We start from the raw sequence: 26,487 nt of genomic DNA on the forward strand, positions 1-26,487 counted from the left end.
AAGCAAAGAGAGCAATTTATACTGAGGAGAGATTATGATATTTTCTAGAAAAAATATTAGAGAGTCATTGATTGTTATATTGACTTATTCTAAAAAAACTTATGCTGAAATTACTAAAAACTATTTAATTGAGGAAATTCTATTAAATAAAATCTTGAAAAAAGAAAAATCAAGTTTTATTTCTAATGATTTTACATATATGACTTTTGTAAATGATCAAGAAAAAATATTTAGAGTTATATTTCAAATTGATGTTAAAAAAAATAACAAAAAAGTTCAAGAATTAATAACTAAGTTATGTGAACAAGTTTTTGAATGTAAAGATGTTTTTATTGTTGAAAAAAATCAAATAGCTGATGTTAGTGAATTCTGTAGAAAATATGAAATTAATTACTCAGATATTTATTCTCATTTTCAAGGTGAACCAAGAGTTCAAATAAAACAAGAAAACAAAATCCAATCAAGATCAATTCCAAATACTGATACTAAAACTAATGTTTCATTAGAACAACAAACAATTAAAGAAGAAACAAAAACTGAAAACACTGAACCAGTTCAAAATGTTACTTCTTTAGGATTAACAGCTACACCAAACGAGGAGGAATATGAATAGACATTTTGAATTTGTAAAAGCTCAAATTCAATGTAAAGAATCTATATTTAATATTCTAGACAAGGCAAAAAAATTTCAAAAGATTAATAATATAAATCAATGAAATGATGATTATCCTAAAATTGATCATGTTATTAATGATATAAATAATGGTAAAGCATATGTTATGAAACTTAGTGGTATGGTTGCAGCAACTGTATCACTTAGTTTTATTAATATAGACACATTAAAAAATCAAAATGACAACAATTCTATGATGATTAATCGTCTAGCAGTAGATGTGGATTTAAACATAAGAGGTTTGGGCTCTAAAATTATGACTTTTATCGAAGAAATAGCAATTGAAAAAGGAGCAGAATATTTAGTTGCTTCAACTCATAAAACAAACTACATAATGCAAAAACTTTTTGCTAAATGTGATTTTCTATTTAGTAAAACACACACTGATAAATTTTCTTCTGGAGAGTATTTATATTTTGTAAAAAAATTGTAGTTGTAATTTAAATAAAAGCAAAAAACAATTATTTTTTAAGAATGGAATGAATTCCATTCTTTTTTATTTAAATAAAAGACATATTAAATGATGATACTATTTTGTAATATAAGTTAATTTAACTTATTAATTTAGATTATAATTAAATGTATTATTTTATATAAAAAAGATGTAATTTATCACCTATTTTTTAAAATGTGACTAAGTTAATAATCTTTAACTAAAAGAAAAACCTTATTATTTTTTGTAATTTGGTAATAAATTTTGGATGGTTTTAATATGAATTTTAATAACAAAATATATGAGTCTTTAAAGAAAATAAAAGAAAAATATGATCAATTAAATGATGAATTATTAAATGTTGGAAATAACATTAATAGATTAAAAGAAATTAATAAATCTTTAAAAGATAATAAACCAATAGTTGATGGTTTTATAAAATATGAAAAACTTATAAACGATATAGAATCAGCTGAAAAAATTATTAATAATGAAAAAGACAAGGAAATAATTGAACTTGCTCAGATGGAACTTGAAGAAAAAAAACCATTATTAGAACCTTTAGAAAACGAATTAAAAAGATTATTGCTTCCAAAAGATCCCAATGATGATAAGAATGTTATTGTGGAAATGAGACCAGCAGCAGGAGGGGATGAATCATCAATCTTTGTTGGTGATTTGTTTAATGCTTATAAAAGATATGCAGATTCACTTGGATGGAAAATACAAACTCTTGAAGTTGTTCCAACACCACATGGTTACAATTTTATTTCTTTTATGGTTTCTGGAGAAGATGTTTATTCGAAAATGAAATTTGAATCTGGTGTTCATAGAGTTCAAAGAGTTCCAGAAACAGAAGCAAAAGGAAGGGTTCATACATCAACAGTTACAGTGGCAGTATTACCAGAAGTTGAAGATGTTGAAATAGTGATAAAAGAAAGTGATTTAAGAATTGATACATATAGAGCAAGTGGTGCTGGTGGACAACATGTTAATAGAACAGAATCAGCAGTTAGATTAACTCACATTCCAACAGGTGTTGTTGTTGCATGTCAAGAAGGTAAATCTCAAATTGAAAATAGAGCTACAGCAATGAAGATGCTTAAATCTAAACTATGAGAATTAGCTGAAAGAGAAAAAAACGAAAGTCTTTCATCTTTGAGAAAAGGACAAGTTGGTACAGGTGAAAGAGCTGAAAAAATTAGAACTTACAACTATCCTCAAAATAGAGTTACAGATCATAGAATTAATTTAACACTTAATAAATTAGATTCTATAATGATGGGTCAATTAGATGAAATTATAGATTCATTAATAGCAAATGATGAAGCTATTAAAATGTCTCAATCAGATTTATAATAATGACTTTCAAAGAATTAGTTGATAAATTTTATAAAGAAGATAATAATTATCATAATTTAACAGTTTATGAAATTATTTACTATCTTTCTAAAAAAGTTAAAAACAAAACAGATCTAATTACTAATGACTCATCTCTAATTGATTTTGACGTTAAGTACTTTTTGAACATATATAATAAAGTTTTTTATAAAAATATTCCAATTGAATATATTACAAATAAGTTTACATTTTTGAATGAAGAATACTTTATTTGTAAAGGAGTTTTCATTCCAAGACCAGAAACTGAATTTTTAGTTAGCACTATAATTGAAAAAAATATTTTAGATAATAAAAACAATATTTTAGATTTATGTTCTGGTAGTGGGGTAATAGCAAATAGTTTAGCCATAAAATATAATGATAAATATATTTGTGGTGTTGAAAAGAAAATTATTCCTTTTAATGTCTCAAAATATAATGCAAAGATAAAAAAATTAAAAACTAATTTTGTAAGAAAAGACATTTTTAAATTAGGCAATAATTTTGTCTCTAATTTTGATGCTATAGTTTGTAACCCTCCATATGTTAGTAATGATTTTAGCATTAGTAAATGGGTTAAAAAAGAACCAAGAAATGCTTTGTTTGCAAAAGATGAAGGTTTGTATTTTTATAAAAAAATAATAAATGATTATTATCATTCTCTTAAAAAAAATACTATTTTAATATTTGAAATAGGTTATGATCAAAAAGAAAAATTAGAAGAATTTTTAAATAGTCAAAATATAACTAGTTTTTATTTTATAAAAGACCTAAACAAAATTGATAGAATATTAATAATTAATAAAGAGAATTAATATGGTCAAATATAATCCCAATGATTTAAAAGCTATTGTTTTTGAACTCAAAAATAATAAAACATTAATCGCTCCAACAGATACTGTTTATGGCGTTTTAAGTATTGATAAAACAAATATTTATAAAATAAAAAAAAGAGATAGAAGTAAAAAAATTGTATTATTTATTCCAAACCTTACATATGTTAAAAATATCAATGAAAATTTTATAAAATTAGCTAAAGCATTTTGACCTGGAAAATTAACTTTAATAAAAAATAAAATTTCATATAGAGTTCCAAACAATAAATTCGTTTTAGACCTTTTGCCAAAAACTGGACCACTATTTTGTTCAAGTGCCAATATAAGTGGAAAACCTACAATCAACAGTTATGAAGAAGCAATTGTTAATTTTAAAGATAATAAAAGTGATATTATTTTTTTGGAGAGTGATTTTTCAAATAATTCACCATCAACAATATATGATGTTGATAAAGATAAAATTTTAAGAGAGGGAGAAATAAGTTATGAGCAAATCACAAGAGTCATTAAGCAATAATAAAATTAATATATATATTGCTTCAGACCACGCTGGTTATGAAATGAAACAAAAAATCATAAATAGCAAAAAATTGGATTTTATTAATTTTGTTGATCTAGGTACAAATTCTAATGAATCTGTAGATTACCCAGATTATGCTAAAAAACTTGGTGAAGCCGTGCTTGCTGATGATAAAGGATATGGTGTTGCAATTTGTGGTACAGGTATTGGCATAAGCATTAGTATGAATAAAATAAAAGGCATTTATTGTGCTTTAATTACTGATAAAAAAATCGCTCATTTAGCCAAACAGCACAACAATGCAAATGTGATAGCTTTATCTGGTAGGTTTGTTTCTGCAAAAGAAAATATAAAAATTATTTATAATTTCTTAAATGAAAAATTTGAAAATAGACATCAAAAAAGAATAGATAAAATAAAACAATTGGAATGTATTTAATATGTTTACAAATAAATTTTTAATATCGTTAGTTTCAGAACAAGAAAAGCAATCTTTTTTATATGAAGCCTTTTTATTATTAGAAGAAAAAATGGTTTATAGCAGAATTGTTATTCCACCAGAAGAAATTAATCAATTAGTTAAATATAATTCATCTATAGTGATATTTGATGATGTTAATCCTAGCATGATAACTAAACGTTTAATAGATAAAATTAAAGAAATTCATCCACACACATATTTTATTTATTTTGCTAATAAATTTAATCATGAATTATTTTCAAAAATTATTAAAACTGGAGTTGAATATTGTATATCTTATGAACAGTTTAGTCCTAACCTATTATCTTTAACATTTGATAATATGATTCAAAGAATAAACTATGTAAAAAAACTAAACAACATTATCATTTCACAAAACGATGTGACTATTAATTTAATTGATAGAAAAGTATGGGTTAAAGGTAAATTAGTTGATTTAACTACATTTGAATTTTTGATTTTAAAAACTTTAATATCAGAACCTGGAAAATATTTTGATAGAGAAGAATTATTTAATATTATTTGAACAGATCTTACAACAGATTCAACAGGTCTTGTTCAACAATATATTTTTAAACTTAGAAAAAAAATAGGTTCTCACAATATTGAAAACAAAATGAACAAAGGTTATAGATTTAAAGTTAATTCTATTTAATATAAAAATACTAAAATATCTACTACTAGTTTTGTAATTGATATTTTAGTACCCTAACTGACATGTGAAGTGCAACACTTCAATGTTACATTAAACTCTCGACTTTGAAATATAAGTTGAGAGTTTTTTTGTTTTAAATATTTTCTTGATACATTTGGTAAGCTGTTTTATAACCAAACATTTTTCTTGGGATGTTGTTTACTTTTCATTCAAGAGTTTTTATTTTATCTTCACTTACTAAACTGAAGTCAGTTCCTTTTTTATATCATCTTCTAACTATCCCATTTATGTTCTCGTTGGACCCTCTTTGGAATGAAGAATAAGGTTGGCAATAATAAACTTTAAAGTTGAATTGTTTTGCAGTTATTCCCATCATTTGAAACTCTAACCCATTATCAACAGTGATGCTTTTTATTGGGAGTTTTTCATCTCGAATAATGGTATACATTTTAGCCATCATTGATCTAGCGTTCTTCCCTTTTATTTTTCTAATAATTGCCAACCTTGTTTTTCTTTCCACTAATGTCAATAAGTGGTAATAACCACTTTGCCTTTTACTAACTATTAGATCAGCTTCTCAATGTCCAAATTCTTTTCTATTGTTTATCTTTTCTGGTCTTAGACTATAAGGAATGCAGTATTTTCCATCAATTTTAGAAAATATACCTATTTTTCTTCTTTTTCCTTTAACATATTTTCTTCTTAAACAATCTCTTCTTTGTATCTTTCAAATCTTGCTATTGATTCATCTAAATACTTGCCTAGCACTTGGAACTTTAACTAACGGATAGTTTTCTTTTATTCAAAAAATTGTAGCTTCTACACCATGAGATTTAGGATTAAATTTTTGAATAAAAAGATCTGTGAAGTTTTTGTACTTCAACATAAAAAACATATGACAATTTGATTTTCTTCTAATGTATTTTTTGTGAGCAGTTGATGAATAATAAATCCCTGTTGAAGATGTGTTTCTTTTTAATTCTCTTGATATTGTTGATTTGTTTTTATTTAAGATTTTTGCAATCTTATTCATAGAATATTTTTCTTTATTTCAAAGAAAATAAATTAAGCATCTTTCTTCTTTTGTTAAATGTTTATAAGTTTTCATAAGCACTCCTAATATTCATTATCTTTTTATTAGTGAACACTTACAAACAAAACAAATGAAGTGCACACTCTTTTTTGAGTGTTGCACTTCACATGTCAATCGAGCTACTAAAATATCTACTACTAGTTTTGTAATTGATATTTTAGTATTTTTTAATATATGTATTTTTTTAATTCAATATATGTTTCAACACCATTAAAATTTTCTTTTTTAATAGTGTATATATTTTGGTTATAAATTAAAGTTCCATAAAAACAATTAATAAAATTTGAAAGATTATCTTGCATGTATCTTACAAGAGATAAGAAAACATCATTACTTATTTCTTTAGAAGATTTGTAAAACAATATATAATAATCAACGTTTTCAGCAATTTTTTCTGTTTTTACTCTCTTTAGTTTATTTTTACTTATTATTATTTCTTTTAAAGTTTTGTTTGTATAACTTACTGGTACTGTAAGATTAAATTTATTGTTTATAAAATCATAAGATTTAATTTTTACTTTTTTAATACCACATTTTTTTAATTGACTTTTAAGAAAAAAAGTTTTGTGTTTTTCTAAAAATTTATAAAATGATTTTGTTTTATCTATTCTAAACTTCATAATTTAATAACATCTCATCTATTTTTTTGCTAATTAACTTTTTAATAATTTTATTTTTAAAATATCATTCAATTTCATCAACATTTATAATATTATATCCTCTATCTTCTAAAAATTTTTGACGATATATATTGTGTAATGTATTTTGGAAAGATTTATTATCAAAAACTCGGTCAAAGTTAATTGCTAACAATATTTTTGAAGAATAATTATTGAAAACAGCATAATCAATATAACAACTTCCAATTTTAATATTACTAATTACTTTAAAATGTTTTGAAGAATTCTTTTTAATTAAATTTTCTGTATAATTAATAACTTCTTTAACATATCTTTTATTTTCATTTTCATTACGATCTTCAAGTTTGTTAAATGGTTTATTAGTTTTATGATTATCTAAAAAATTTATGTATTTATAAAAAATTAAAGAATCAGGATTTTCTTCATTAATTTTCATATCACTGGCTTGAAAACTTTTTACAACTATTATTTTTTTCTTTGCTCTTGTTATAGCAACATTTAATCTATTTGAACCACCTGATTGAGAAATTGGGCCAAAGAAGTTTGTGAATTTGTTTTCAGTATTATAACCATAACCAAGAGATAAAATAACTAAATCAGCTTCATGCCCCTGACAATTTTCTAAATTTTTAAATAATATTAAATCCTTTTCATATTTAGCAAATATTTCTCTCTTATCTCCAAAGGATTTTAAAAATGCTTTTTCAATCCCGTCAAGTTGTTTTTTATTTAAAGTTATTATCATAATGCTGTTGTATTTATCTCAATTATCATAAAGTAGATCAATGACTTTTTTAATTTCAATTTCATTTGTTTCTTCTTTTCAAATTCCTTTGACATCAAATACATCAATAGCATTTTTGAATGATTGATTTTTAGTTGTGTATTCTAATTGATTGTTGTAAAAATTTTCAGCTGAAAATTTAATTAATGATTCACTTTCACAACGATAGTGATTTTTTAAGTGGAAAGATGGTCATAAACACAACTTTGCTCTTTCAAGTAAAGATTCAGCATCATTTTGAGAAAGATCTAAATCATTTGATTCATATCTACTTCCAAAAAAAGAAGTTGGTTTAAGTTGTTTGTCATCTCCTGAAACAACATTAATTTTTGCTCTGTAGACTAATGAAAAAGCATTTTCTAAAAACATTTGGCTAGCTTCATCATAAATCCCATAATCAAATACATCTTTTTTGTTAGGTATTATTATTGAAGCACGGTTTGGATTTAATATTCAAATTGGAAAAATAAGTTTTAACTTATTAAAAAATTTAGTTGCAAATATATTAACATTTTGTTTTCTTTTCATTCTTGCTCTTGAAAACATATCATCTATTTCATGTCTTTCAGCTTCTGAAATATTGTTATATATTTTTATAAAGTTCAATAAGTAATTATTTAAAATAACTTCATCATTGTTTTTTGCAATGCTTGATTTATATTCAATGTATTTTTCAAATTCATCTTGAAAAGAATCAAAATTTGTATCAATAATGTTATCAATTAAACCCTTTTGGATTAATGCAGTTTTAAATTGATCAAAACTAAGTTCTATTTTTTGTAATTGTAACATTGCGTCAATACTAATTGATTGAATTGACATTTTTTTAATTTCATTTAAAAAATTAATAATTATCGATGAATCATATTCAACTTTATCAATATTGGTTTTAAATATTTTATTTATAAAACTTTTATTATTGATTTTTTGTTTGAATATAAAATTAGATATTAAAAAATCTTTGTCTTTTGTCTTTTCATATTTTGATAAGAACTTTGTTATTTTTTCATATTTTAAATCAGATAACTTATTTTCTTTTAAGTATAGTAATGTTTCTTCAAAGTTGTTTGTTAAACTTTTTAAAATCCCCATTATGTTAAATCCCTCTAGTAAAGAGATATCTTTTTCTTTGATGATTTTATCAAGTTCATTAATAATTAGATTGTTCTGTTCGTTATATATTTTTCCATTATCTTCAATTGATTTAATAATTTCACTTAAATCTAAAGAATATATATTAACATCTGATATTTTTCTAATATTAAAATAATTAGCTTTTAGTTGTTCATATCTTGATTCTCATGTATGGTATTTAAATTCATTTATATTAGAAGAAATTAATAATTGTAATTGGTTTATTTTTCCATAAAAAGAACTTGAATCATGGATGTCATATGCATTTAAAGAAATTTTATTTAGTGATTTTAATCTATTATGTAAAACATCTAGTGCTGCTTTTTTCTCAGAAACTATCATACATGATTTATTTTGTTTGATTATGTTTGCTACAATGTTAACTATTACTTCAGATTTTCCAGTTCCTGGAGGACCAAAAATAATTGTGTTATCTTCAAGAGCTGATGCTACAGCATATTTTTGATAAATATTTAAAGGTTTATTAATTTCTAAAATATAGTCATTGTTAGCAATCTTTGATTCAAGATCTGCATTATTTTTTAAAATTGAATAAGTAACAAAAGGATTTTCATTTCTTTCTAAAATTTCAATAATATCTTTTTTAGCTTTACCACCAGTTGGGTCAAGTAGTGATAAAGCAATTGAATAATCAATAATTAAATCGCTTATATTAGATAATTCATCAATATCTTCACTTTTATATTTTAGTATTTTATGGTTAATATCTAAGTTAACATTTATTGATTTTAATGTTGATGAATAAATAGATAATATTTTTTTAACAGTTATTTGATTTGTTTCATCTAATGATTTTTCAAATATTCCATTGACATTAATTCCATAATTAATTTCCAATAAAAAATTAAGTTTTTCATTATATATTGGTTCACTAATTTTTGATATTAAAAATTTATCTTCATTTTGTTTAATTTCAACCGGAATTAAAACCAAAGGAGATTTTATAAATGTTCCATCTTGCATTCTTCCCTTTATAAAATAATGACATAAATATAAAGATCAAACACCATCTTCTTTAAGTTTATTTTTAGAAAATTTAGTCATTGAAACAAGTTGTTTAAATATTGAATTTATTTCTTTGCCTAAAATAGTTAATAATTTATTTTTATCTTGGAAATTTTTTGATAAAGAATCTAATCTTGCTTTTGTAAGTTTTATGTTATTTTTATTTAGTAGCTCTTTAAGTTCATCAAATGAATCTAAGTTTTTTGCTTTGTTTGTTATTTTAGAAATAAGATCTTTATTTGCAGTTAATGCAACGCTAATAACATTTGGATTAATTGTAAAATTCTCATATGCATCAGACTCTATATTTGAATAAATATCTCTTGTGAATTTTTGTGAACGGTTAATTCTGATTGCACCATCTTTTGTATCAGTTATTAGAAAGTTATTTAATAATGATTTTTTTGATTCCATAATTAGCCTCTTTTATAAAAAAAATATATTTTTTAAGCAAAAAAATATAAACTAATATATGTATTATAAATTGTTTAAATGATTTATTTTAATTAAATAAAGTAGGACTTATATTATGGTAAAAAAAGTAAATTTTATAACATTTGAAGGACCTGATGGTTCTGGTAAAAGCACAGTATCAAAAAAAGTATTTGAAAAATTAGTATCTTATTTTAAAAATGAAAAAGAATTTATTTTGACAAGAGAACCAGGCGGTACAGATATTGCTGAAGATATAAGAAAAATAATTTTATCTAAAGATATAGATAAAAGAACTGAAACATTACTTTTTGCAGCTTCTAGAAATGAACACGTTAAGAAAAAAATTATTCCAGCAATAGAAAATGGAAAAATTGTTCTATGTGATAGATTCATACATTCTTCGCTTGTTTATCAAGGTTATTTTAGAGATATAGGAATAAATGAAGTTTTGCAAGTAAATAAATTTGGAATTGGTGATTTTTTACCTGATTTAATTTTTTATTTAGATGTCCCAGTTGAGACATCTATTAAAAGATTAAAAGAATTAAGAGAAAATCTTGATCGAATGGATTTTGTTAGCGACAAAGAGATTGCAAAGATAAATGATGGGTATAAAATTGTTCTAGACTTACCAAATGTTTATAAGATAAATGCTAATAGAGAAATAGATCAAATAGTTGATGAAATATTTTCAATTATTGTTAGTAAGGTATAAAAATGAATAAAAATCAAATAGTAAATTTTTTATCAAAAAATAAAACAAGTCCCATTATATTTTTAGAAGCTCCATATAGTGATGTTAATTCTGTTTTGTATGGTTATATTAAATCAATTAATTGTTTAAACAAATCTAGTGGTTTTTTTTGTGGTGATTGTTTACAGTGTAAAAAAATCGATAATAAATCATATTTTGATTTAATTGAACTAAATGGTTTTCAAAAAAACATAATCAAAGAAGATGTTGTTCAGTCTATAGAAAAATTTAAAGCTAGCGCTTTAGAAAGTACTGGTAATAAATTTTTAATTATTAAAGGGATAGAAAATGCAAATAAATCAGTTTGTAACTCTCTTCTTGCTTCAATAGAAAACCCAAAAACAAGCACTTATTATTTATTTGTTTCAAGAAATTTAGAAAAAATTATTCCAACAATAAAAAGTAGATGCCAAATTTTAAGTCTTGGTTCAGATAAAGATCAATTAATTGATAGATTAATGACATTAGGAATAAATGGTACTAAAATAGATAAATTATTAAAAATGTACAACTATTATGAAGATATTTTAATTTCTATAGAAAATGGTGAGTTTGAAAAAATAGATAGTTTGTACACTCGAATTATTGAAAATAATAATGATTTTGCAAATCTGAAGTTTATTTTAGATGATTTTAAAAAATTAAATCATTTTGAAATTGAATTATTAATAAATTACTTTTTTAATCAAAGTCAGTCTATTAAAAAAATTAAACTATCTGAATTAATAAATGACTGTAGATTAAAACTTAATAAAACTTTAATATATAATTCTTTAATTAATATTGTTCATGATAGAGGTAATAATGAGTAATACATTTGTAGCAGTGGCTACTCCAAAAATTCAAAGTGCAATAGCAATAGTAAGGATTAACGGAGACAAAGCATATGAAATTATAAACAAAATAACAAAAATAAATGTTTTGAAGCAAGACAATTCTCATCAAAAAGTTTTTTTGTATGATGGTGATAATGTTGTTGATGAAGTTGTTCTTGTAAAATTTGTTGCTCCAAAATCTTTTACAGGTGATGATTTAATAGAAATTAATTGTCATGGAAGTGTTTATGTTATTGATAAAATAATTGAGTTACTTCTAAAAAATGGTGCAAGGCTTGCTGAAAGAGGTGAGTTTACTAAAAGATCTTTTATTAATAATAAAATATCTTTGTTACAAGCCAATTCTATCAATAACTTAGTTAATGCTACTAATTCTAAAATGCATAAAATCGCTTTAAATGGATTAATATCTAAAAATTTTAGTCAATTTGAAATGATCAAAAATGATATGTTTGATGTTCTTGGAAAAATTGAAGTCAATATTGACTATCCAGAATATGATGATGTTGAGGTTATTAATAATAAATCCTTTTCAAAATATTTAAAAAACATAGCTAAAAAAATTGAAAATATAATTTCAACATATGAGTCTATAAAAGAAATTTTTAAAGGAATAGATGTTGCAATTATTGGTAAACCAAATGTTGGTAAATCATCATTACTTAATGCTTTGATTAAAAAAGATAGAGCAATAATTTCTGGAACTGCTGGAACAACAAGAGACACAATCAATGAATCTATTGTTATTAATGACATTTTATTTAATTTTATTGATACAGCAGGAATTAGAGAATCAAAAAATAAAATTGAAAAAATAGGAATTAAAAAATCTTTTGAAGCATCAAATAAAGCTGATTTCATTTTTTTTGTAATTGATGATTCAAAAAAGATTTCTCCATATGAAAAAACAATACTTAATAAAATCAAAGATAAAAGACATGTTATTATTAAAAATAAATCAGATTTGAATAAAGATGCTAATAAAGAAATAAAAGGAATAAATATTTCAGCTAAAAAAAATGATATTAACAACCTTATAAAATACATTAAGAAAACTTTTGTTTATGATGAAAACATCCTTGCAGATAATCAATTCATATCAACAGAAGAAGAAAAAATTCAACTTCAAGAAATACTTTTTATAATTAATGAATTAATTTCTGATGCAGAAAAAAATATACCAATTGATGTATTATCAATCAATTTGAATAAAGCTTATAGAAACTTATGTAGTTTAACTGGTGAAGCAAAAGATTTTGATTTATTAGATAAACTTTTTAAAAATTTTTGCTTAGGTAAATAAAGATGAAAATAAAATATTATGACACACATTCTCACATAAACTTAGAGCCACAACTAAGTGAACTTGAAAATATTTTAAAGACAATGGAAGATGAAAATACAATAACAAATCTTATAGGTGTTGATATTGAAAGTTCTAAAAGTTCAATAGAACTTTCAAGAAAGTATCCCAATATTTTAAAATGTGCTATTGGCTTTCATCCAGAATCTGTTGATGTATATAAAGAAAATATGGATGAAGTTATTAATCAATTAGAAGATCTTATAAAAAACAATCTTGATATTATTGTTGCTATTGGAGAAATTGGTTTAGATTATACTTATGATAATTTTGATAAAAATTTACAAAAATATCTTTTCAAAAAACAAATAGAATTAGCAATAAAATATGATTTGCCAATTAACATTCATAATCGTGATGCTTCAGATGATGTAATTGAAATTTTAAAAGAATACAATTACAAAAAAGTTATGATTCATTGTTTTTATTTAAATTATGAATATGCTAAAAAGTTTTTAGACATCAATTGTTTTTTATCTATTCCTGGAATGGTTACATTTAAAAATAAAAGTTTAAATGAATTTAGAGAATGTATTAAACACATTCCAATTGAAAAAATGGTTGTAGAAACAGATTCTCCATATCTTACACCAGAACCATTTAGGGGAAAAATGAATTATCCATATTATGTAAAATATGTTGTTGAAAAAATAGCTGAAATAAAAGAAATGGATGTTGAAGAAGCTAGAAAAATATTATTAAACAATTCTTTAAATTTTTTCAAAATTAAATCTAATTAATTTTAAATAATTCTGTTCCACTTGTAGTTAAATATGTGGAGCAGTTTTTTCTTTCTGCATAAAATACATTTTTTTCATCATATTCAATGAAATTGTATATGGGTTTAATAATATATCTACCTTTCATATTAACAACACCATAACGATCATATTTTTTTACAATTACATATCCATCGATTACATGAGAACATATTTCAAATTTCTTTTTGAATTTTATTTCAAAAAATTGGTTTAAAAAACCAGATTTATTTTTAGCTTTAAAGTTTAAATGTAAATTTTTGAAAACTCCAAAATCAAAATTATAAATTTTTGATAAATCATATTCCCCACCTAATTTATCAATAAATATTCATTTGTCATTAGATTTAACTTTGAAAAAATCTTTTGATTCAATGTTTATGTCTTCAAAATAATTATCAATAACTTTTTCTTCTTTTATGTTTATAATTGTTTTTTTATTTTTAGTTGTTGTACAAAAATAACCATGTTCTATATAATCAATGTCATCATATCAATTTTTAAATACTAGATTTAGATTAAAATCTAAAAAATTATATTGTTCTTTATTTTTAATTTTTATAAACATATTATTTTGAACATTTACAACCTCAAAATTAATTTTTATTTTTTTGTTTTCTAAATTATAGAAAATGTAATGAGTGTTTTTTATTAAAACAATAGATATCTCATTGCCAAAAAAATAAATTTGATCACTTGATAAAAGTTCATTTTTGTCTTTTATGTTGTAAAGAAATCATTTGTTGGTTTTTTTAAGTCATACCAAGTCATTAATGAAGTTTGTAACGTCATCAAACTCAAAATCTATGATAACTTTATTATCTAAGTCTTTGAAACCGTATTTATTGTTAACTTTAAATTTATAATATTGTTTAATGTTATTCATATATGGTTATATGATAACTCTTTTGTCTATAAATAAAATGAAAAAGATTTGTATTTTGTTAATAAAAAAATGATAAAAAAACAGGATTTGTTTTTTGTTTTATCTTCATAGAATTTTATCTATGGAGGTTATAATGAATTATTCAAAAAAACTTTTGCTAAAAATTATACCTATTTTATCTACTGTTATTTTTCTTACATTACCAATTTCATGTTCAAATACAAATTCAATTAAAATTGAAACTCAAAAAGAAAAAGAATCATATGAAAAAGAAAATTTAATTGATAATGAATTAATAAAAGAAAGTGGTTTTTTTAATGAAGTAGAAATAATAAAATCGCTAATAATAAAAAAATATCTTAAAAATAATTCATATAATTTAAACCAATTTTTAATTGAATTTAATTACAAACAAAAAAATGATTCATCAAGCATTAAATTTTCTGAATGAAAAAATAATATAGATAAAGTTTTTATATTTAATAAAAAAACTAAAATTTTAAGTTTCAGTCATTTTTATGATCAAACTTTTGTTGATGAATTAAATTTATATTTAATTACTAATAATTTAATTAATGAAAACATAATTGTTAAACCAAATTATAATAGTGAAATATATTTTGATGTTGATGATTATTGTTTTAAGGTTAATTTTTCATATCAAAATTATACAAATGATGTTGAAACAATTTATTTACAAATAAATATCCCGATTGAAAACATAGAATTTAACTTTAATGTTAACAATATTGTTGTTATTGATAAATTTGAAGATAGAATAGTTTTTCAAAATAATGATTCAATTAATTTAAAGGGAATTGTTCCTTTGGATCACAAAAGAATAAATAACTCATTTTTTGAAAGAAAAATATTTATTAAAGAGATTAATGAATCAAATATTTTAAATGAACTTGGTTTTATTGATAAACAAACAAATCAAATTAATGAAAACTATATTAAAAAAATTTTAAAGCTTAATTCTATAAAAATAAAAGGTGTAACTTTAACAAGACAATCATATTATATGTATCAATTAAATATTTCTTTAATTAGTTATGACAATATATATTGATTTGATTTAACAACTGGTGAAAAAATAATTAGTATAAATAATATTTTTGTTAGCAATAATTTTTCAAAATATACAAACAAAATAGATACTTATCAAAATAAAACAATACCAACAGTAATAATAGATAATTTTCAAAATTATGAAATAAACTATAATCATTTAAAACTATTTTTGTTAGATTTAAATAAAAACCAGATTGATCAATATTTATATCCTAAAATTAAAGATTACCTTGTCTTAGAAAATTCATACATAGATAAAATAATAGATTTAATAGAAATAAAAGATGAACAAAATAAATTAATATGTTATCAAATGAAAGTGTCTGTTAAATCAAATTATGATTCTATATTTATAATTGAAGAAATAGTAGAATATAAAACAGATTTAATTGAGTTAAATTGCTTCCTTAATTTTGTTGGAAAATTGTAATTTAATTTCTCAAGTAATATAATAAAAAACTCATTATTTTATAATTTAATAGTAAAATATCAATAACATCATTCATTTTTCTTTGTTATTGTAGTAAGTTTATAATATAATTGTATAGTGAGTTGTTTTGGTGCCTTAGCCAAGTGGTAAGGCAAGGAGCTGCAACCTCCTAAGCGTCAGTTCGATCCTGACAGGCACCTCCATATATGCACCATTAGCTCAATTGGATAGAGCGTCTGGCTACGGACCAGAAGGTTGTGGGTTCAACTCCTGCATGGTGCGCCATGTATAAACATAGATAATCCAACAATATTTAAATATTGTTTTGCTCGGGAAGTAGCTTAGCTTGGTAGAGCACTTGGTTTGGGACCAAGGGGTCGCAGGTTCAAATCCTGTCTTCCCGACCATTTTTATGGCAAGGTATCTCAGTTGGTTAGAGAACTCGGCTCATACCCGGGGTGTCGAGGGTTCGAGTCCCTCTCTTGCCACCATTGTTAAGGAGCTATAGCTCAATTTGGTTAGAGCCCCCGACTCATAATCGGTAGGTTACAGGTTCAAGTCCTGTTAGCTCCACCATTTTATTAATTTCAAAATAAACTAAGTTTATGTTAAAATAAATTTTGTTGTAGTTCTATATTTAGTGTATAGAGCTTTTGTTTGGAGGATTACCCAAGCCTGGTTGAAGGGATCGGTCTTGAAAACCGAAAGGTGCAGAAATGTGCGCGGGGGTTCGAATCCCTCATCCTCCGCCATTATATAAAATACTAAAGTTGCGCGGGATGGAGCAGTTGGTAGCTCGTCAGGCTCATAATCTGAAGGTCGTAGGTTCGAGTCCTACTCCCGCAACCATTTGGTCCCGTGGTGTAGTGATTAACATGCCTCTCTGTCACAGAGGAGATCGCGGGTTTGACTCCCGTCGGGACCGCCATATATGGTTTCGTAGCTCAGTCGGTAGAGCAACGGACTGAAAATCCGTGTGTCGGCGGTTCGATCCCGCCCGAAACCACCATTTATAAATTAATATGTTGAGCAACCTTAAAATGGTTGCTTTTTCTTTTTATATGGAGTTTATAATGAATTTTTCAATCAATCATTTTAATATCAATGTTACTGATTTAAAAAAATCAATTGAATTTTATAAAAAACATTTAGGGTTAAATTTTTGCAGAGAGATAATAGACCCTAATGGTGAATATCATATAGTTTATTTATCTAACAAAAATAATGTGGTTTTCATCGAATTAACATGAATAAAATCAAAGGTGGGAAAATATAATTTAGGTGATAATGAATTTCATATTGCCTTTACAACAAACGATTATGAATCTGCATATAAAAAACACAAAGAAAGTGGTGTTGTTGTGTTTGAAAACAAAGAAATGGGAATATATTTTATAGTTGATCCAGATGGGTATTGACTTGAAATATTACCTGAAAATAAAAAGTAATTTAAATATGTTTTTTTCAATCTTATAATAGTAAATTTTTGTATTTTTAGAGTTTTCTTAATACATTAATATTTTCATTAAAAATAATATTTACATAATATAATTATTAATAGTTAATTTTAAGGGATTACAAATGGCTAGTATTTTAATTAATAATTTACAAAAAAGTGGATTTAACATTTTTGAACAATGAAAAAAAGTTCAAAAAGAAGTCTTAGTTGCTAAAGCAATTCAATTAAAAGAAAAAAAACAATTTGTATGAAAATACCAAAACGAATACACAAGTATTTTATCATCTGTTAAAAAAGATGGTGACGGTTACCAATTTAACTTATCATCATTTGTTAGAGTTATTAGATACTTAAATTCATCTAACGGATTTTTTAATAATAGAATATCTTCAGATTCTATGGATGAATATTTAATTTTGATTTATCTTTATGAATGGTTATATTTAGGTAAAGATAAAGATGAATCAGTATTAGGTAAAAAAATAGATGTTATTAAAAAGTTCAAATTGATAGTTAAAAAAACCGGTAGTGATAATAAAAAACTTTTTGAAAACTTAGATTTAGATGATGAAAATGCAGTTCAAATTTTTACTTCTAGATTAAATGATGGAGTTGTTAAAACATTTAACCAAGTTTTAAACTTAATAAGTTTAGACATGAATTATTTTAGCAAAATTAAACTTGATAACTTTGATGATGTAAAAATTAATGATGAGTATTTAAAAGAACTTTGAATTAGCACTTTCTCAATAGTTGAAGATAACATTACTTATTCTTATAGTGCTATGAATAGTGATGATAATTTTATTTATATAAATGTTGAAACTAAAAATGAACAAATTGCTTTTGTTAAATTTAGAATGTTTGAAACATTTACATATAAATCAGGAAATGTTGTACCAAGTGGAATAGGAAAAGAACTGTTGAGAATTGAGTTTTTGAATAAACATGCAGAATCTATACATGCTAAAATTCTTACTAATTCTTTAAAAATTGCAAATCGTGTTGTTAAACACATTTTCTTAATTGATGTAAAAAACAAAATTGAAGAAACTGGTAATAGAAAAGTTGTTAACATAACACCAATGAAAAAAATATAAATATAAGTTCTCTATTTAGAGAACTTTTTTATTTTAAAAAAAATACCATTTTTACAATTTAAATATTGTAAAAATGGTTAATTATTTTAATTAAATTCTAATTTTAATTTTTGAATCCAATTATCAATGTTTTGATCAACAATATCAGGGAAGTTATCAATATCTAAAGCTAAACCTAAAAATTTATCATCAATAAAAGATTCTGATTTATCAAATGTATATCCACAATTTTCAAAACTACCTACAATAACAGCTTTTTTGTTTGTTAAAATATCATACATTTTCTTTATAGCGTCACAAAAAGTAAATGAGAAAACTATGCAATCACCCAATCCAAAAATTGCTACTTTTTTGTTTTCAACATTAATTTTATTAAAGTCATAAATATCCCAATCATCTTGTAAGTCACCAATCCCTCAAGTTGATGTTCCAAAAATTACATAATTTGCAGAATTAATTTTTTCTAGTTGATCTTCTGTTAATGTTTTAATATCAAAAATTGATACATTATAACTATCTTTTAATTTTGAAAAAATTTTGTCAGCAACTTCTTTTGTATGTCCTGATGAACTTCCATATACTATTACTAAATTTTCCATATTTAACCTACTTTACACACTATATTATTTTAATTAAAATTATGAAATTAAATAACTTTGTTTACATTTAAATAAGTATAAAGTTTTCTTTCATCTAAAATATCTTCCACTTTTAGTTTTCAATAATTCCCATTATTAATGTTGTAGATAGATATATATTTATTGTTAACTCCATTTTTTTTAAAACAATAATGATATAACAATACTTGATAAAATCAATTTTCATCAAATATTTTGTTTGATGCTTTAAGTTCTAGAATTGTATTTTCATTATAAAAATCAATTTCAAAATGAGATATTAAACTTTGAAAATAATTATGGGTAAAATATTTAGTTTTAAATTGCTGTTTTATTATTTCATAATTTGGTACAACCATTTTTATTGTGGTTAATATTTTTTTAGTTGCTATTTTGTTTTCCATTAGTTCATCTAATAACATTTTTGTTTCATCATTCTTAAATTTTTCATTCAAAGTTTTTAAAATATAAAAACAAGCAATAAATTCCAATTGGCTTTCATTATTTGTAAAATCATTTGAACAACTATATCCCATTTTCTTATAAACAAATTTTGCTCTTTCTATTAGTAAATCAATTCTTTTTTTACTTTTTAAAAACAGATCAATGCTTTTTTTAAAATTACTTTTTTCTTCTTCATTTTTTAACGCTGTATAAAAAGCACTATTTGATAATTCTGAAATAATGTTTAATTTATTAATTGCTAAATTTTTAAAATATAAAGAAAAAATAGCTTCTGAAATTATTCCATAATGTGAAGGGTGAATAACATTTAAATGCTCAACAATTTTGAAACCATCATATTCTATATTTTTTTCAAAAAATGTTTTAATATCAACTTTATTTTTTTCATAAAAAATTTGGTTAATTTCATCTTTTAAAAATGATGAAATAATTTTTAATTCATTATTTTTTGGTTTTATTAGTGATGAAAGGTGGCCTTGAAGCAAAAAAATATTTCCCAAAAAATTTTCATTAATGTAATTAATTATATTTTTATTTTGTTTGTTATTTGATGAATTCATCCTATATTACCTTGTTTGTTTTTAAATAATTTAAAAAATCCTTCTCGTTAAAAAAATCACTTACTTTAACTTTATAAAAATTACCATAAGTCAAATTGTATAAACATATATATTTGTTTTTAAAACCATTAGCTAATAAGCAAAAATGATATAACAACATTTGGTAAAACCAATCAATTTTAAATTCTTTTGTAGATGTTTTAATTTCAACAATGGAATCTTTAGTATATAAATCAAGTTCAAAGCTTATTATAATATTTTTAAACTTATTGTGATAGAAAGACGAAGTTTTAAACCTTTGTTTTAATTTATCAATTGTAACGTTTTGTTGATCAAGTCATTTGTATACTCTATCAGTTATATTTTGGTTAATAAACATTTCTCTTTTTAATGATTTTAAAAATGTTTTCTTTTTAGGATAATTTGTTTTTTTATCACATTCTTTTATATATTCATAAACAACATAAAAATCCATTTCATCATCACTATTAGTAAATGAATCATGTATTTTATTCTTAAGAATATTTTTAAGAAAAAAACTTCTCCTTTTAAGTATGTAAATAGCTTTTTTATTTCTTAAAAAATATGTGACACCATGTTTTAAATCGATTTCATTTACAGTGTTAAAAATGTATTTTGCATTACTAGATTTTAAATCATTTATTATATCTTCATAATTTAAATACTTATCATTTATAAGTGAAGAAAAAGAAATTTCAGCAATTGAGCCAAAACTACTTCGATCAACATTTTCTGGTATTTCTAGTTTTTCAATATTGTCATAAATTTTATTTTTAGTATAGTGGCTTTGGATTCCTTTGCCATATTTTTGCTTAAATATTTCTCTTACATATTTTTTAAAAGAATTTGATATTAATTTTTTTTCTTTAGAATTTGGTGATACAAAATCTGATAAACGACCTTGAATCTTTTTAATAGAACCATTTAAATTTTCATTTATGTAATCAATTATTTCTGTATTTTGTTTTTTCATAAGCATTTTATGTTACATAAATTAGTATACAGTGATTTGGTAGTTTTTATAATAAATTAAAAAATATCAATAACTTAAATTTATAATTTATATAAAAATAGGAGTTTTTATGAGTCCACAAGAAACTAAAAAAATTTTAAATGGTTTAATAGCAAATGATAAAAAACACGTTAGACTATACGATGTTCCATTCAACTTTTCTAATGAAGATATTAAACTTGGAAAATGTTATTTTAAAATTGAAGAATCAACATATCAAATATTACAAAACGAAGTTGTTTCATCCACTAATAAAACCGCTTCTTCTTTTTGTATTGATGTAATAAAGATGCTTAAAGATCTTGAAGACAATCAATATACAAGTTGAATAGTTGAAAATTTTGATTATTTAAAAAATAGAATATTTAGCATTTATGAAAATTCAAAAGATGCTTATTTATATAAATTTAAGAAAACAGAAATTGTTGATGGAAAAGACACAATAGTTGTTGAAGTCTAGGTTTAAAATGAATTTTAGAAAAAATATATTGTTATTTTTTGTTGGTTTGATATTTTTTGTAATGTTATTTTTTTTAATTTTTGAATCATCTAATTTATTAACTACTATAAATCATCAAGATTATGGTCTTGAGACAAATAACCACCAATTAATGTTAAGTTCTTTGTATGCTGAAAATGATAATAGTGCAAGCGAAAATGCTGCAACAGCTGCACATTATAAAGCAATAGAAATAGGTGTTACTGTAGGTGTTCTTGGAACAGTTATTATAGTTTTATTAATAATTTATTTCATAAAAAAGAAAAGAGGGACATTATAAAAATATTTTCTAGTTGAAAATATATAGTAATAAATTTCGAAAAAAAATTAGCATAGAATTTACTTTTTTCATGTTATATTTATAAATACTCAAAAAAAATATTGAAAAGGATAATTATGAATGAATACAAAAAATATAAATTGACAACAGCTGACGGCCAGCCTGTAGAAAACGATAATAGTTCTATCACTGGTAATGTTAGAGGTAAAACTTATACATTTTTAGAAGATAAACATCTTGTAGAAAAATTAGCACATTTTGTTAGAGAAAGAATTCCAGAACGTGTAGTTCATGCAAAAGGTGCAGGTGCTCATGGATATTTTTTATGTACAAGAGATATGTCAAAATATACAAAAGCAAAATTATTTACTCAATTAAATAAAAAAACACCATTGTTTATTAGATTTTCAACAGTTGGTGGTGAAGCTGGAAGTGCAGATTCAGCTAGAGACCCTAGAGGTTTTGCAATCAAATTTTACACAGAAGAAGGAAATTATGATTTAGTTGGTAACAACACTCCTATTTTCTTTTTAAGAGATGGAATAAAATTTCCTGACTTTATTCACACTCAAAAAAGAGATCCTAAAACTCACTTAAAAGATCCAAATATGTTTTGGGACTTTCTATCTTTAACTCCTGAATCTTTACATCAAGTTACTATCTTAATGTCTGATAGAGGAACACCTATGACTTATAGACATATGCATGGTTTTGGTAGTCATGCATTTATGTGATATACAAATGAAAAAAACTATGTTTGAGTTAAATATCACATTAAATCAGATCAAGGTATTAAAAACTGAGTTAATGAATCATCAATAAGAATGGCTGGTGAAAACCCAGACTTTGCAACTCAAGATTTATTTGAAGCAATTGAAAAAGGTGATTATCCAAGTTGAACAGTTTATGTTCAAATCATGAACCCAAGTGATGTTGAAAATTTTGATTATGACCCTTTTGATGTGACAAAAGTTTGATATCACAGCCAATATCCTTTAATTGAAATTGGTAAAATTGTTTTAGATAAAAATCCAGAAAATTATTTTGCTGAAGTTGAACAAATTGCTTTCTCACCAGCTAGATTTGTTCCAGGAATTTATTCTTCTCCAGATAAAATGTTATATGCAAGATTATTTAGTTATGAAGATGCACAAAGATATAGATTGGGAACAAATTACCAACAAATACCAGTTAATACTCCTAAATGTGCATGTCCTTATTCAAACCAAAGAGATGGTTACATGACAGTTAATGGAAATTATGGTTCACTACCAAATTATCAACCATCAACTTTAAAAGGAGCATCATATGTTGATGACAGTGATAAAGTTCCACAAATTGATATGAATGGTGTTGTTAAGGGTAGATTTAATTATCCATTAGAAGATGTTGATTTTGTTCAACCAGGATTACTTTTTGATAAAGTGATGGATGATGCTAAAAGAAGCAGATTAATCCACAATACTGCAAGCACTCTTAAATTAGCTGATGTTTCTATCCAATACAGATGAACTGCTTTATGTTACAAAGCTAGTGTAAATTATGGAACAATGCTTGCAAATGCTTTGGGTATTGATGTAAACAAAGTTAAAAGTTTGTCATTAATGACACAAGAAGAACGTGTTAAAAATACCTTGCCATTAAACGCATAAATTAAAATTAAATAAAGTAATAAACATGAATTTTGATTAAATCAAATTTTGTGTTTATTTTTTTATTGTTTATAACAATTATTTTAAAAAGTAAAGTTGTTAATTCTTTTAGGTATTTGGTAGTAAATTTATATATGGGGTAAGAAAATAAAAGGAGTTAAAATGAATGTAAAAGATACATTGATAAGTACTTTGACTAACACTGATCTTTGAGCAGCTATTGTTTCAACAATTGGAATAATAGCATTGGGTTATATATTGGTTAAAGTAAAAGTATTTAAACAAGAGTGGAAAGGTATAATGAATTCCATAGTTCTTAAAGTAGCATTACCAGCTTTAGCTTTAAGTGGATTCATGAGTAATATAAGTATCACTCAATTAAAGCAACAAGGTGTGATATTAGGTATAGGATTTTTATTTTATATAGTATTTGATGTTATTGCCTTGGTTTGGGTTAAATTTTTTCCTAAGTTATTACCTAAAAAATTTTCAAAAAAGAGTCAACTTCAATTTGAACAACAAAATGGAGTTATAGTAGATAATAATGTTTCAAACGAAGTTTTAACACATCAAGAAGAAACTGATGCAAAAAGAGGCTTAGTGATGTGAATGATGTTAATTTTTGGTAGTACAACATTTTTTGGTTTACCAATAATTAAAGAACTTTATCCTAAAGATGGGGTAATTGCAGCTAATTTATGAAATGTACCATATAGAATATTTTTATATTCTTTGTGTTTCATGGTTATGGCAGGATTAAAATTTGATAAAGAAAATATTGTAAAATCTTGTAAAACTGCATTTTTAAATCCAATTGTAATTTGTACTTTTATTGGAATTATTTTGTGATTGACACAATTAATACCAGGTGCTTCAAATTTTGGAAAAAACTTTACAATTGTTTCAGGAACTGGTGGCAACGGATGATTTAATTGATCTGTAACAATGCCATATTTATATAAACCAATTAATACAATTGGTGGGTTATCAAGTCCTTTGGTTTGATTATCTATTGGTATAACTTTAGCTGGAACTAAATTAATTGATTCAGTAAAAGATAAATGAGTTTGAATTTTTTCAATGGAAAAATTAATTCTAGTTCCATTAATTATATTCTTAGTTATGCTTGGTTTAGTTTCTAGTGGAATAGTTTCTAAAGAGGTTGCTATTCCAATGATTATATTTGCAGCAACACCACCTGCAACTGTTGTTATAGCATATTCAATGCAATATAAAGTTTGTGAAAAATTCTCATCACAATGTTCAGCTTTATGTACTTTATTAGTTATTATTTTTATTCCGTTATGAATAATAATTGGAGATGTTGTATTTTCAGCTGTTGCACCAAGAACTGCAGTTCAACAATTTTCAATAGCTAATAGCTTGATTGTTTAATTAGGGAGCAAATATGAAGGTTATATGTTTTGGTGTTAGAGAAGTTGAAAAACCAATATTTGAAAAATATAACAAAAATTTTGGGTATGAACTAACTTTAAAAAGTGAATCATTATCAATAGATAACATTGACTTAATAAAAGGTAATGATGCAATAATTTGTAGAGCAAGTGATAAAATCACAAAAGATGTATTAGATAAAATAAAAGAAAATAACATAGAATATGTATTAACTAGAACTGTTGGAATTGATCATATTGATGTTCAATATGCAAAACAATTGGGTTTCAAAATGGCAAGAGTACCAAGTTATTCTCCAACAGCAATTGCTGAAGTTGCTGTTTCTATGGCTATTTCTTTAAGTCGTAAAATATTACATTTTGCAAACAAATCAATTTCTTATGATTTTAGTTTTGATAATGTTGGTTTTGCAAAAGAACTTAAAAATTCTGTAGTAGGAATTTTAGGAACTGGAAAAATTGGTTATGAAACAGCAAAAATGTTTTATGGCTTAGGGGCTAAAGTGATAGGTTATGATCCATATATTAATCAAGAAGCAAAAAAGATTCTTGAATATAAGTCCTTGGATGAAGTTATTAAAGAATCAGATATTATTTCAGTTCACATTCCATTTATCAAAGGTCAAAATGAAAAAATGATTAACAAAGATTTTATTAATAAAATGAAAGATGGATCAATAATTATTAATTGTTCAAGAGGACAAATTCAAGATGATGCAGCAATATTAGAATCATTAAAATCAAATAAATTATTTGGTGCGGGTCTTGATGTTTTATATGATGAAAAGCAATATTTTGGAAAGAAAATAAATAGTATTGATGATCCAGTTGTAAAAGAATTATTAGGATTGTATCCAAGAGTATTAATAACTCCACATATTGGAAGTTATACAGATGAAGCTGTTGCAAATATGGTTGAAATATCATATAAAAACTTAGAAGAATTTGTGAAAACTGGGGATTGCAAAAACAAGATTTAATTAAATTTAAAAATAGTACCTTAATATAAGGTGCTATTTTTAAACAAATCAAATTTAATAAATTTATTATCTTAATTTAATGATTCAAAGATACTGTGGTAATTTTTGAATAGTTTGTTAAATACAAGTTTTTTTAAAAAATAAAAACATTTAACAAACTAATTAATTTTAGATTTTAATTTCTTTTGAATGTTCAACAATTATTGATATAATTTATTCTATAATTTTATAAATG

Annotated in this window: 26 protein-coding genes and 9 tRNA genes; 28 read left to right on the forward strand and 7 right to left on the reverse strand. The window is 23.7% G+C overall.

Features of this window, described 5'->3' with window-relative positions; translation table 4 throughout:
* Positions 1-34 precede the first annotated feature (34 nt).
* The 7 genes from EXC57_RS01485 to EXC57_RS01515 all read left to right on the forward strand — a co-directional run bounded on the left by EXC57_RS01485 (position 35) and on the right by EXC57_RS01515 (position 4,978).
* Positions 35-613, forward strand: coding sequence for a hypothetical protein (locus EXC57_RS01485; RefSeq protein ID WP_129692544.1), 579 nt, complete (start codon positions 35-37; stop codon positions 611-613).
* Entirely contained in the window at positions 606-1,106 is a 501-nt protein-coding gene (locus tag EXC57_RS01490; protein ID WP_004025124.1) for a GNAT family N-acetyltransferase, read from the forward strand. The genes EXC57_RS01485 and EXC57_RS01490 overlap by 8 nt, the downstream gene beginning before the upstream one ends.
* Positions 1,107-1,385: 279 nt before the next feature.
* A complete protein-coding gene (gene prfA, locus EXC57_RS01495) occupies positions 1,386-2,465 on the forward strand; it encodes a peptide chain release factor 1 (protein WP_036451716.1) in 1,080 nt (359 codons plus the stop codon).
* A gap of 2 nt (positions 2,466-2,467) precedes the next feature.
* Complete coding sequence (locus EXC57_RS01500; protein ID WP_004025122.1) at positions 2,468-3,301, forward strand: peptide chain release factor N(5)-glutamine methyltransferase; 834 nt, start codon at positions 2,468-2,470, stop codon at positions 3,299-3,301.
* A gap of 1 nt (position 3,302) precedes the next feature.
* Complete coding sequence (locus EXC57_RS01505) at positions 3,303-3,839, forward strand: L-threonylcarbamoyladenylate synthase (protein WP_004025121.1); 537 nt, start codon at positions 3,303-3,305, stop codon at positions 3,837-3,839.
* Positions 3,808-4,281, forward strand: a complete 474-nt coding sequence (locus EXC57_RS01510; protein ID WP_004025120.1) for an RpiB/LacA/LacB family sugar-phosphate isomerase — start codon at positions 3,808-3,810, stop codon at positions 4,279-4,281. The genes EXC57_RS01505 and EXC57_RS01510 overlap by 32 nt, the downstream gene beginning before the upstream one ends.
* 1 nt (position 4,282) lies before the next feature.
* The gene (locus EXC57_RS01515) at positions 4,283-4,978 is read left to right on the forward strand and encodes a winged helix-turn-helix domain-containing protein (protein WP_004025119.1); all 696 of its coding nucleotides are present in this window, start codon (positions 4,283-4,285) and stop codon (positions 4,976-4,978) included.
* 133 nt (positions 4,979-5,111) lie between these two features.
* Here EXC57_RS01515 and EXC57_RS01520 read toward each other — a convergent pair whose 3' ends face one another.
* The 3 genes from EXC57_RS01520 to EXC57_RS01530 form a co-directional block, all read right to left on the reverse strand.
* Positions 5,112-6,086, reverse strand: coding sequence for an IS30 family transposase (locus tag EXC57_RS01520; protein ID WP_129692495.1), 975 nt, complete (start codon positions 6,084-6,086; stop codon positions 5,112-5,114).
* A gap of 152 nt (positions 6,087-6,238) precedes the next feature.
* Positions 6,239-6,691: a hypothetical protein gene (locus tag EXC57_RS01525; protein WP_036451712.1), complete on the reverse strand. Its 453-nt coding sequence runs from the start codon at positions 6,689-6,691 to the stop codon at positions 6,239-6,241.
* Positions 6,681-10,070 (reverse strand): AAA domain-containing protein, encoded by a 3,390-nt coding sequence (locus EXC57_RS01530; protein ID WP_129692545.1) that lies wholly within the window; start codon positions 10,068-10,070, stop codon positions 6,681-6,683. The genes EXC57_RS01525 and EXC57_RS01530 overlap by 11 nt, the downstream gene beginning before the upstream one ends.
* Positions 10,071-10,185: 115 nt before the next feature.
* Here EXC57_RS01530 and tmk point away from each other — a divergent pair, with 115 nt between their 5' ends.
* Genes tmk through EXC57_RS01550 form a run of 4 tightly spaced genes read left to right on the forward strand, consistent with a single transcriptional unit; the run spans position 10,186 to position 13,784 of the window.
* A complete protein-coding gene (tmk, locus tag EXC57_RS01535) occupies positions 10,186-10,806 on the forward strand; it encodes a dTMP kinase (RefSeq protein ID WP_129692546.1) in 621 nt (206 codons plus the stop codon).
* A gap of 2 nt (positions 10,807-10,808) precedes the next feature.
* A complete protein-coding gene (locus EXC57_RS01540) occupies positions 10,809-11,657 on the forward strand; it encodes a DNA polymerase III subunit delta' (protein ID WP_004025114.1) in 849 nt (282 codons plus the stop codon).
* Positions 11,650-12,984 (forward strand): tRNA uridine-5-carboxymethylaminomethyl(34) synthesis GTPase MnmE, encoded by a 1,335-nt coding sequence (gene mnmE, locus EXC57_RS01545; RefSeq protein WP_004025113.1) that lies wholly within the window; start codon positions 11,650-11,652, stop codon positions 12,982-12,984. Before EXC57_RS01540 ends, mnmE begins: the two co-directional genes overlap by 8 nt.
* Before the next feature lie 2 nt (positions 12,985-12,986).
* Positions 12,987-13,784 (forward strand): TatD family hydrolase, encoded by a 798-nt coding sequence (locus EXC57_RS01550; protein ID WP_004025112.1) that lies wholly within the window; start codon positions 12,987-12,989, stop codon positions 13,782-13,784.
* Here EXC57_RS01550 and EXC57_RS01555 read toward each other — a convergent pair.
* On the reverse strand, positions 13,777-14,688 hold the full coding sequence (locus tag EXC57_RS01555; protein ID WP_004025111.1) for a WG repeat-containing protein: 912 nt from the start codon (positions 14,686-14,688) through the stop codon (positions 13,777-13,779). The genes EXC57_RS01550 and EXC57_RS01555 overlap by 8 nt on opposite strands.
* 133 nt (positions 14,689-14,821) lie before the next feature.
* On the opposite strand from EXC57_RS01555, the gene EXC57_RS01560 reads away from it, so the two are divergent.
* The 12 genes from EXC57_RS01560 (at position 14,822) to EXC57_RS01615 (ending at position 18,751) form a co-directional block, all read left to right on the forward strand.
* Positions 14,822-16,192, forward strand: a complete 1,371-nt coding sequence (locus EXC57_RS01560; RefSeq protein ID WP_004025110.1) for a hypothetical protein — start codon at positions 14,822-14,824, stop codon at positions 16,190-16,192.
* Between the two features lie 129 nt (positions 16,193-16,321).
* Positions 16,322-16,395, forward strand: a tRNA-Cys gene (locus EXC57_RS01565).
* A gap of 5 nt (positions 16,396-16,400) precedes the next feature.
* Positions 16,401-16,477 (forward strand) — tRNA-Arg (locus EXC57_RS01570).
* Positions 16,478-16,522: 45 nt separating this feature from the next.
* A tRNA-Pro gene (locus EXC57_RS01575) sits at positions 16,523-16,599 on the forward strand.
* A gap of 7 nt (positions 16,600-16,606) precedes the next feature.
* A tRNA-Met gene (locus tag EXC57_RS01580) sits at positions 16,607-16,683 on the forward strand.
* 7 nt (positions 16,684-16,690) lie between these two features.
* Positions 16,691-16,768: transfer RNA gene (locus EXC57_RS01585), tRNA-Ile, on the forward strand.
* Between the two features lie 83 nt (positions 16,769-16,851).
* Positions 16,852-16,944: transfer RNA gene (locus EXC57_RS01590), tRNA-Ser, on the forward strand.
* A 21-nt stretch (positions 16,945-16,965) separates the two neighbouring features.
* Positions 16,966-17,041 (forward strand) — tRNA-Met (locus tag EXC57_RS01595).
* 3 nt (positions 17,042-17,044) lie between these two features.
* Positions 17,045-17,120 (forward strand) — tRNA-Asp (locus tag EXC57_RS01600).
* A 5-nt stretch (positions 17,121-17,125) separates the two neighbouring features.
* A tRNA-Phe gene (locus EXC57_RS01605) sits at positions 17,126-17,201 on the forward strand.
* 64 nt (positions 17,202-17,265) lie between these two features.
* Positions 17,266-17,640, forward strand: a complete 375-nt coding sequence (locus EXC57_RS01610) for a VOC family protein (RefSeq protein WP_004025109.1) — start codon at positions 17,266-17,268, stop codon at positions 17,638-17,640.
* Between the two features lie 133 nt (positions 17,641-17,773).
* On the forward strand, positions 17,774-18,751 hold the full coding sequence (locus tag EXC57_RS01615; RefSeq protein WP_004025108.1) for a hypothetical protein: 978 nt from the start codon (positions 17,774-17,776) through the stop codon (positions 18,749-18,751).
* 86 nt (positions 18,752-18,837) lie between these two features.
* On the opposite strand, the gene EXC57_RS01620 is transcribed toward EXC57_RS01615, so the two are convergent.
* From EXC57_RS01620 to EXC57_RS01630, 3 genes are read right to left on the reverse strand one after another with little or no spacing between them, the layout of a single operon-like run.
* Positions 18,838-19,350, reverse strand: coding sequence for a flavodoxin domain-containing protein (locus EXC57_RS01620; protein ID WP_004025107.1), 513 nt, complete (start codon positions 19,348-19,350; stop codon positions 18,838-18,840).
* 47 nt (positions 19,351-19,397) lie between these two features.
* Complete coding sequence (locus EXC57_RS01625) at positions 19,398-20,393, reverse strand: hypothetical protein (RefSeq protein ID WP_004025106.1); 996 nt, start codon at positions 20,391-20,393, stop codon at positions 19,398-19,400.
* A gap of 1 nt (position 20,394) precedes the next feature.
* On the reverse strand, positions 20,395-21,387 hold the full coding sequence (locus EXC57_RS01630) for a hypothetical protein (RefSeq protein ID WP_129692547.1): 993 nt from the start codon (positions 21,385-21,387) through the stop codon (positions 20,395-20,397).
* A gap of 109 nt (positions 21,388-21,496) precedes the next feature.
* On the opposite strand from EXC57_RS01630, the gene EXC57_RS01635 reads away from it, so the two are divergent.
* The 5 genes from EXC57_RS01635 (at position 21,497) to EXC57_RS01655 (ending at position 26,252) form a co-directional block, all read left to right on the forward strand.
* The gene (locus EXC57_RS01635) at positions 21,497-21,886 is read left to right on the forward strand and encodes a hypothetical protein (RefSeq protein ID WP_004025104.1); all 390 of its coding nucleotides are present in this window, start codon (positions 21,497-21,499) and stop codon (positions 21,884-21,886) included.
* 7 nt (positions 21,887-21,893) lie between these two features.
* Positions 21,894-22,205 carry a hypothetical protein gene (locus tag EXC57_RS01640; protein WP_004025103.1) on the forward strand — a complete coding sequence of 104 codons (312 nt, stop codon included), beginning with the start codon at positions 21,894-21,896 and terminating at the stop codon, positions 22,203-22,205.
* Between the two features lie 116 nt (positions 22,206-22,321).
* Positions 22,322-23,857, forward strand: a complete 1,536-nt coding sequence (locus tag EXC57_RS01645) for a catalase (RefSeq protein ID WP_004025102.1) — start codon at positions 22,322-22,324, stop codon at positions 23,855-23,857.
* Positions 23,858-24,019: 162 nt separating this feature from the next.
* Positions 24,020-25,252, forward strand: coding sequence for an AEC family transporter (locus EXC57_RS01650; RefSeq protein ID WP_129692548.1), 1,233 nt, complete (start codon positions 24,020-24,022; stop codon positions 25,250-25,252).
* A 13-nt stretch (positions 25,253-25,265) separates the two neighbouring features.
* Positions 25,266-26,252: an NAD(P)-dependent oxidoreductase gene (locus tag EXC57_RS01655; RefSeq protein ID WP_004025100.1), complete on the forward strand. Its 987-nt coding sequence runs from the start codon at positions 25,266-25,268 to the stop codon at positions 26,250-26,252.
* The last annotated feature ends 235 nt before the right edge of the window (positions 26,253-26,487 follow it).

This window comes from Malacoplasma iowae (assembly GCF_900660615.1).
GTDB classification, from domain to species: domain Bacteria; phylum Bacillota_I; class Bacilli_A; order Mycoplasmatales; family Mycoplasmoidaceae; genus Malacoplasma; species Malacoplasma iowae.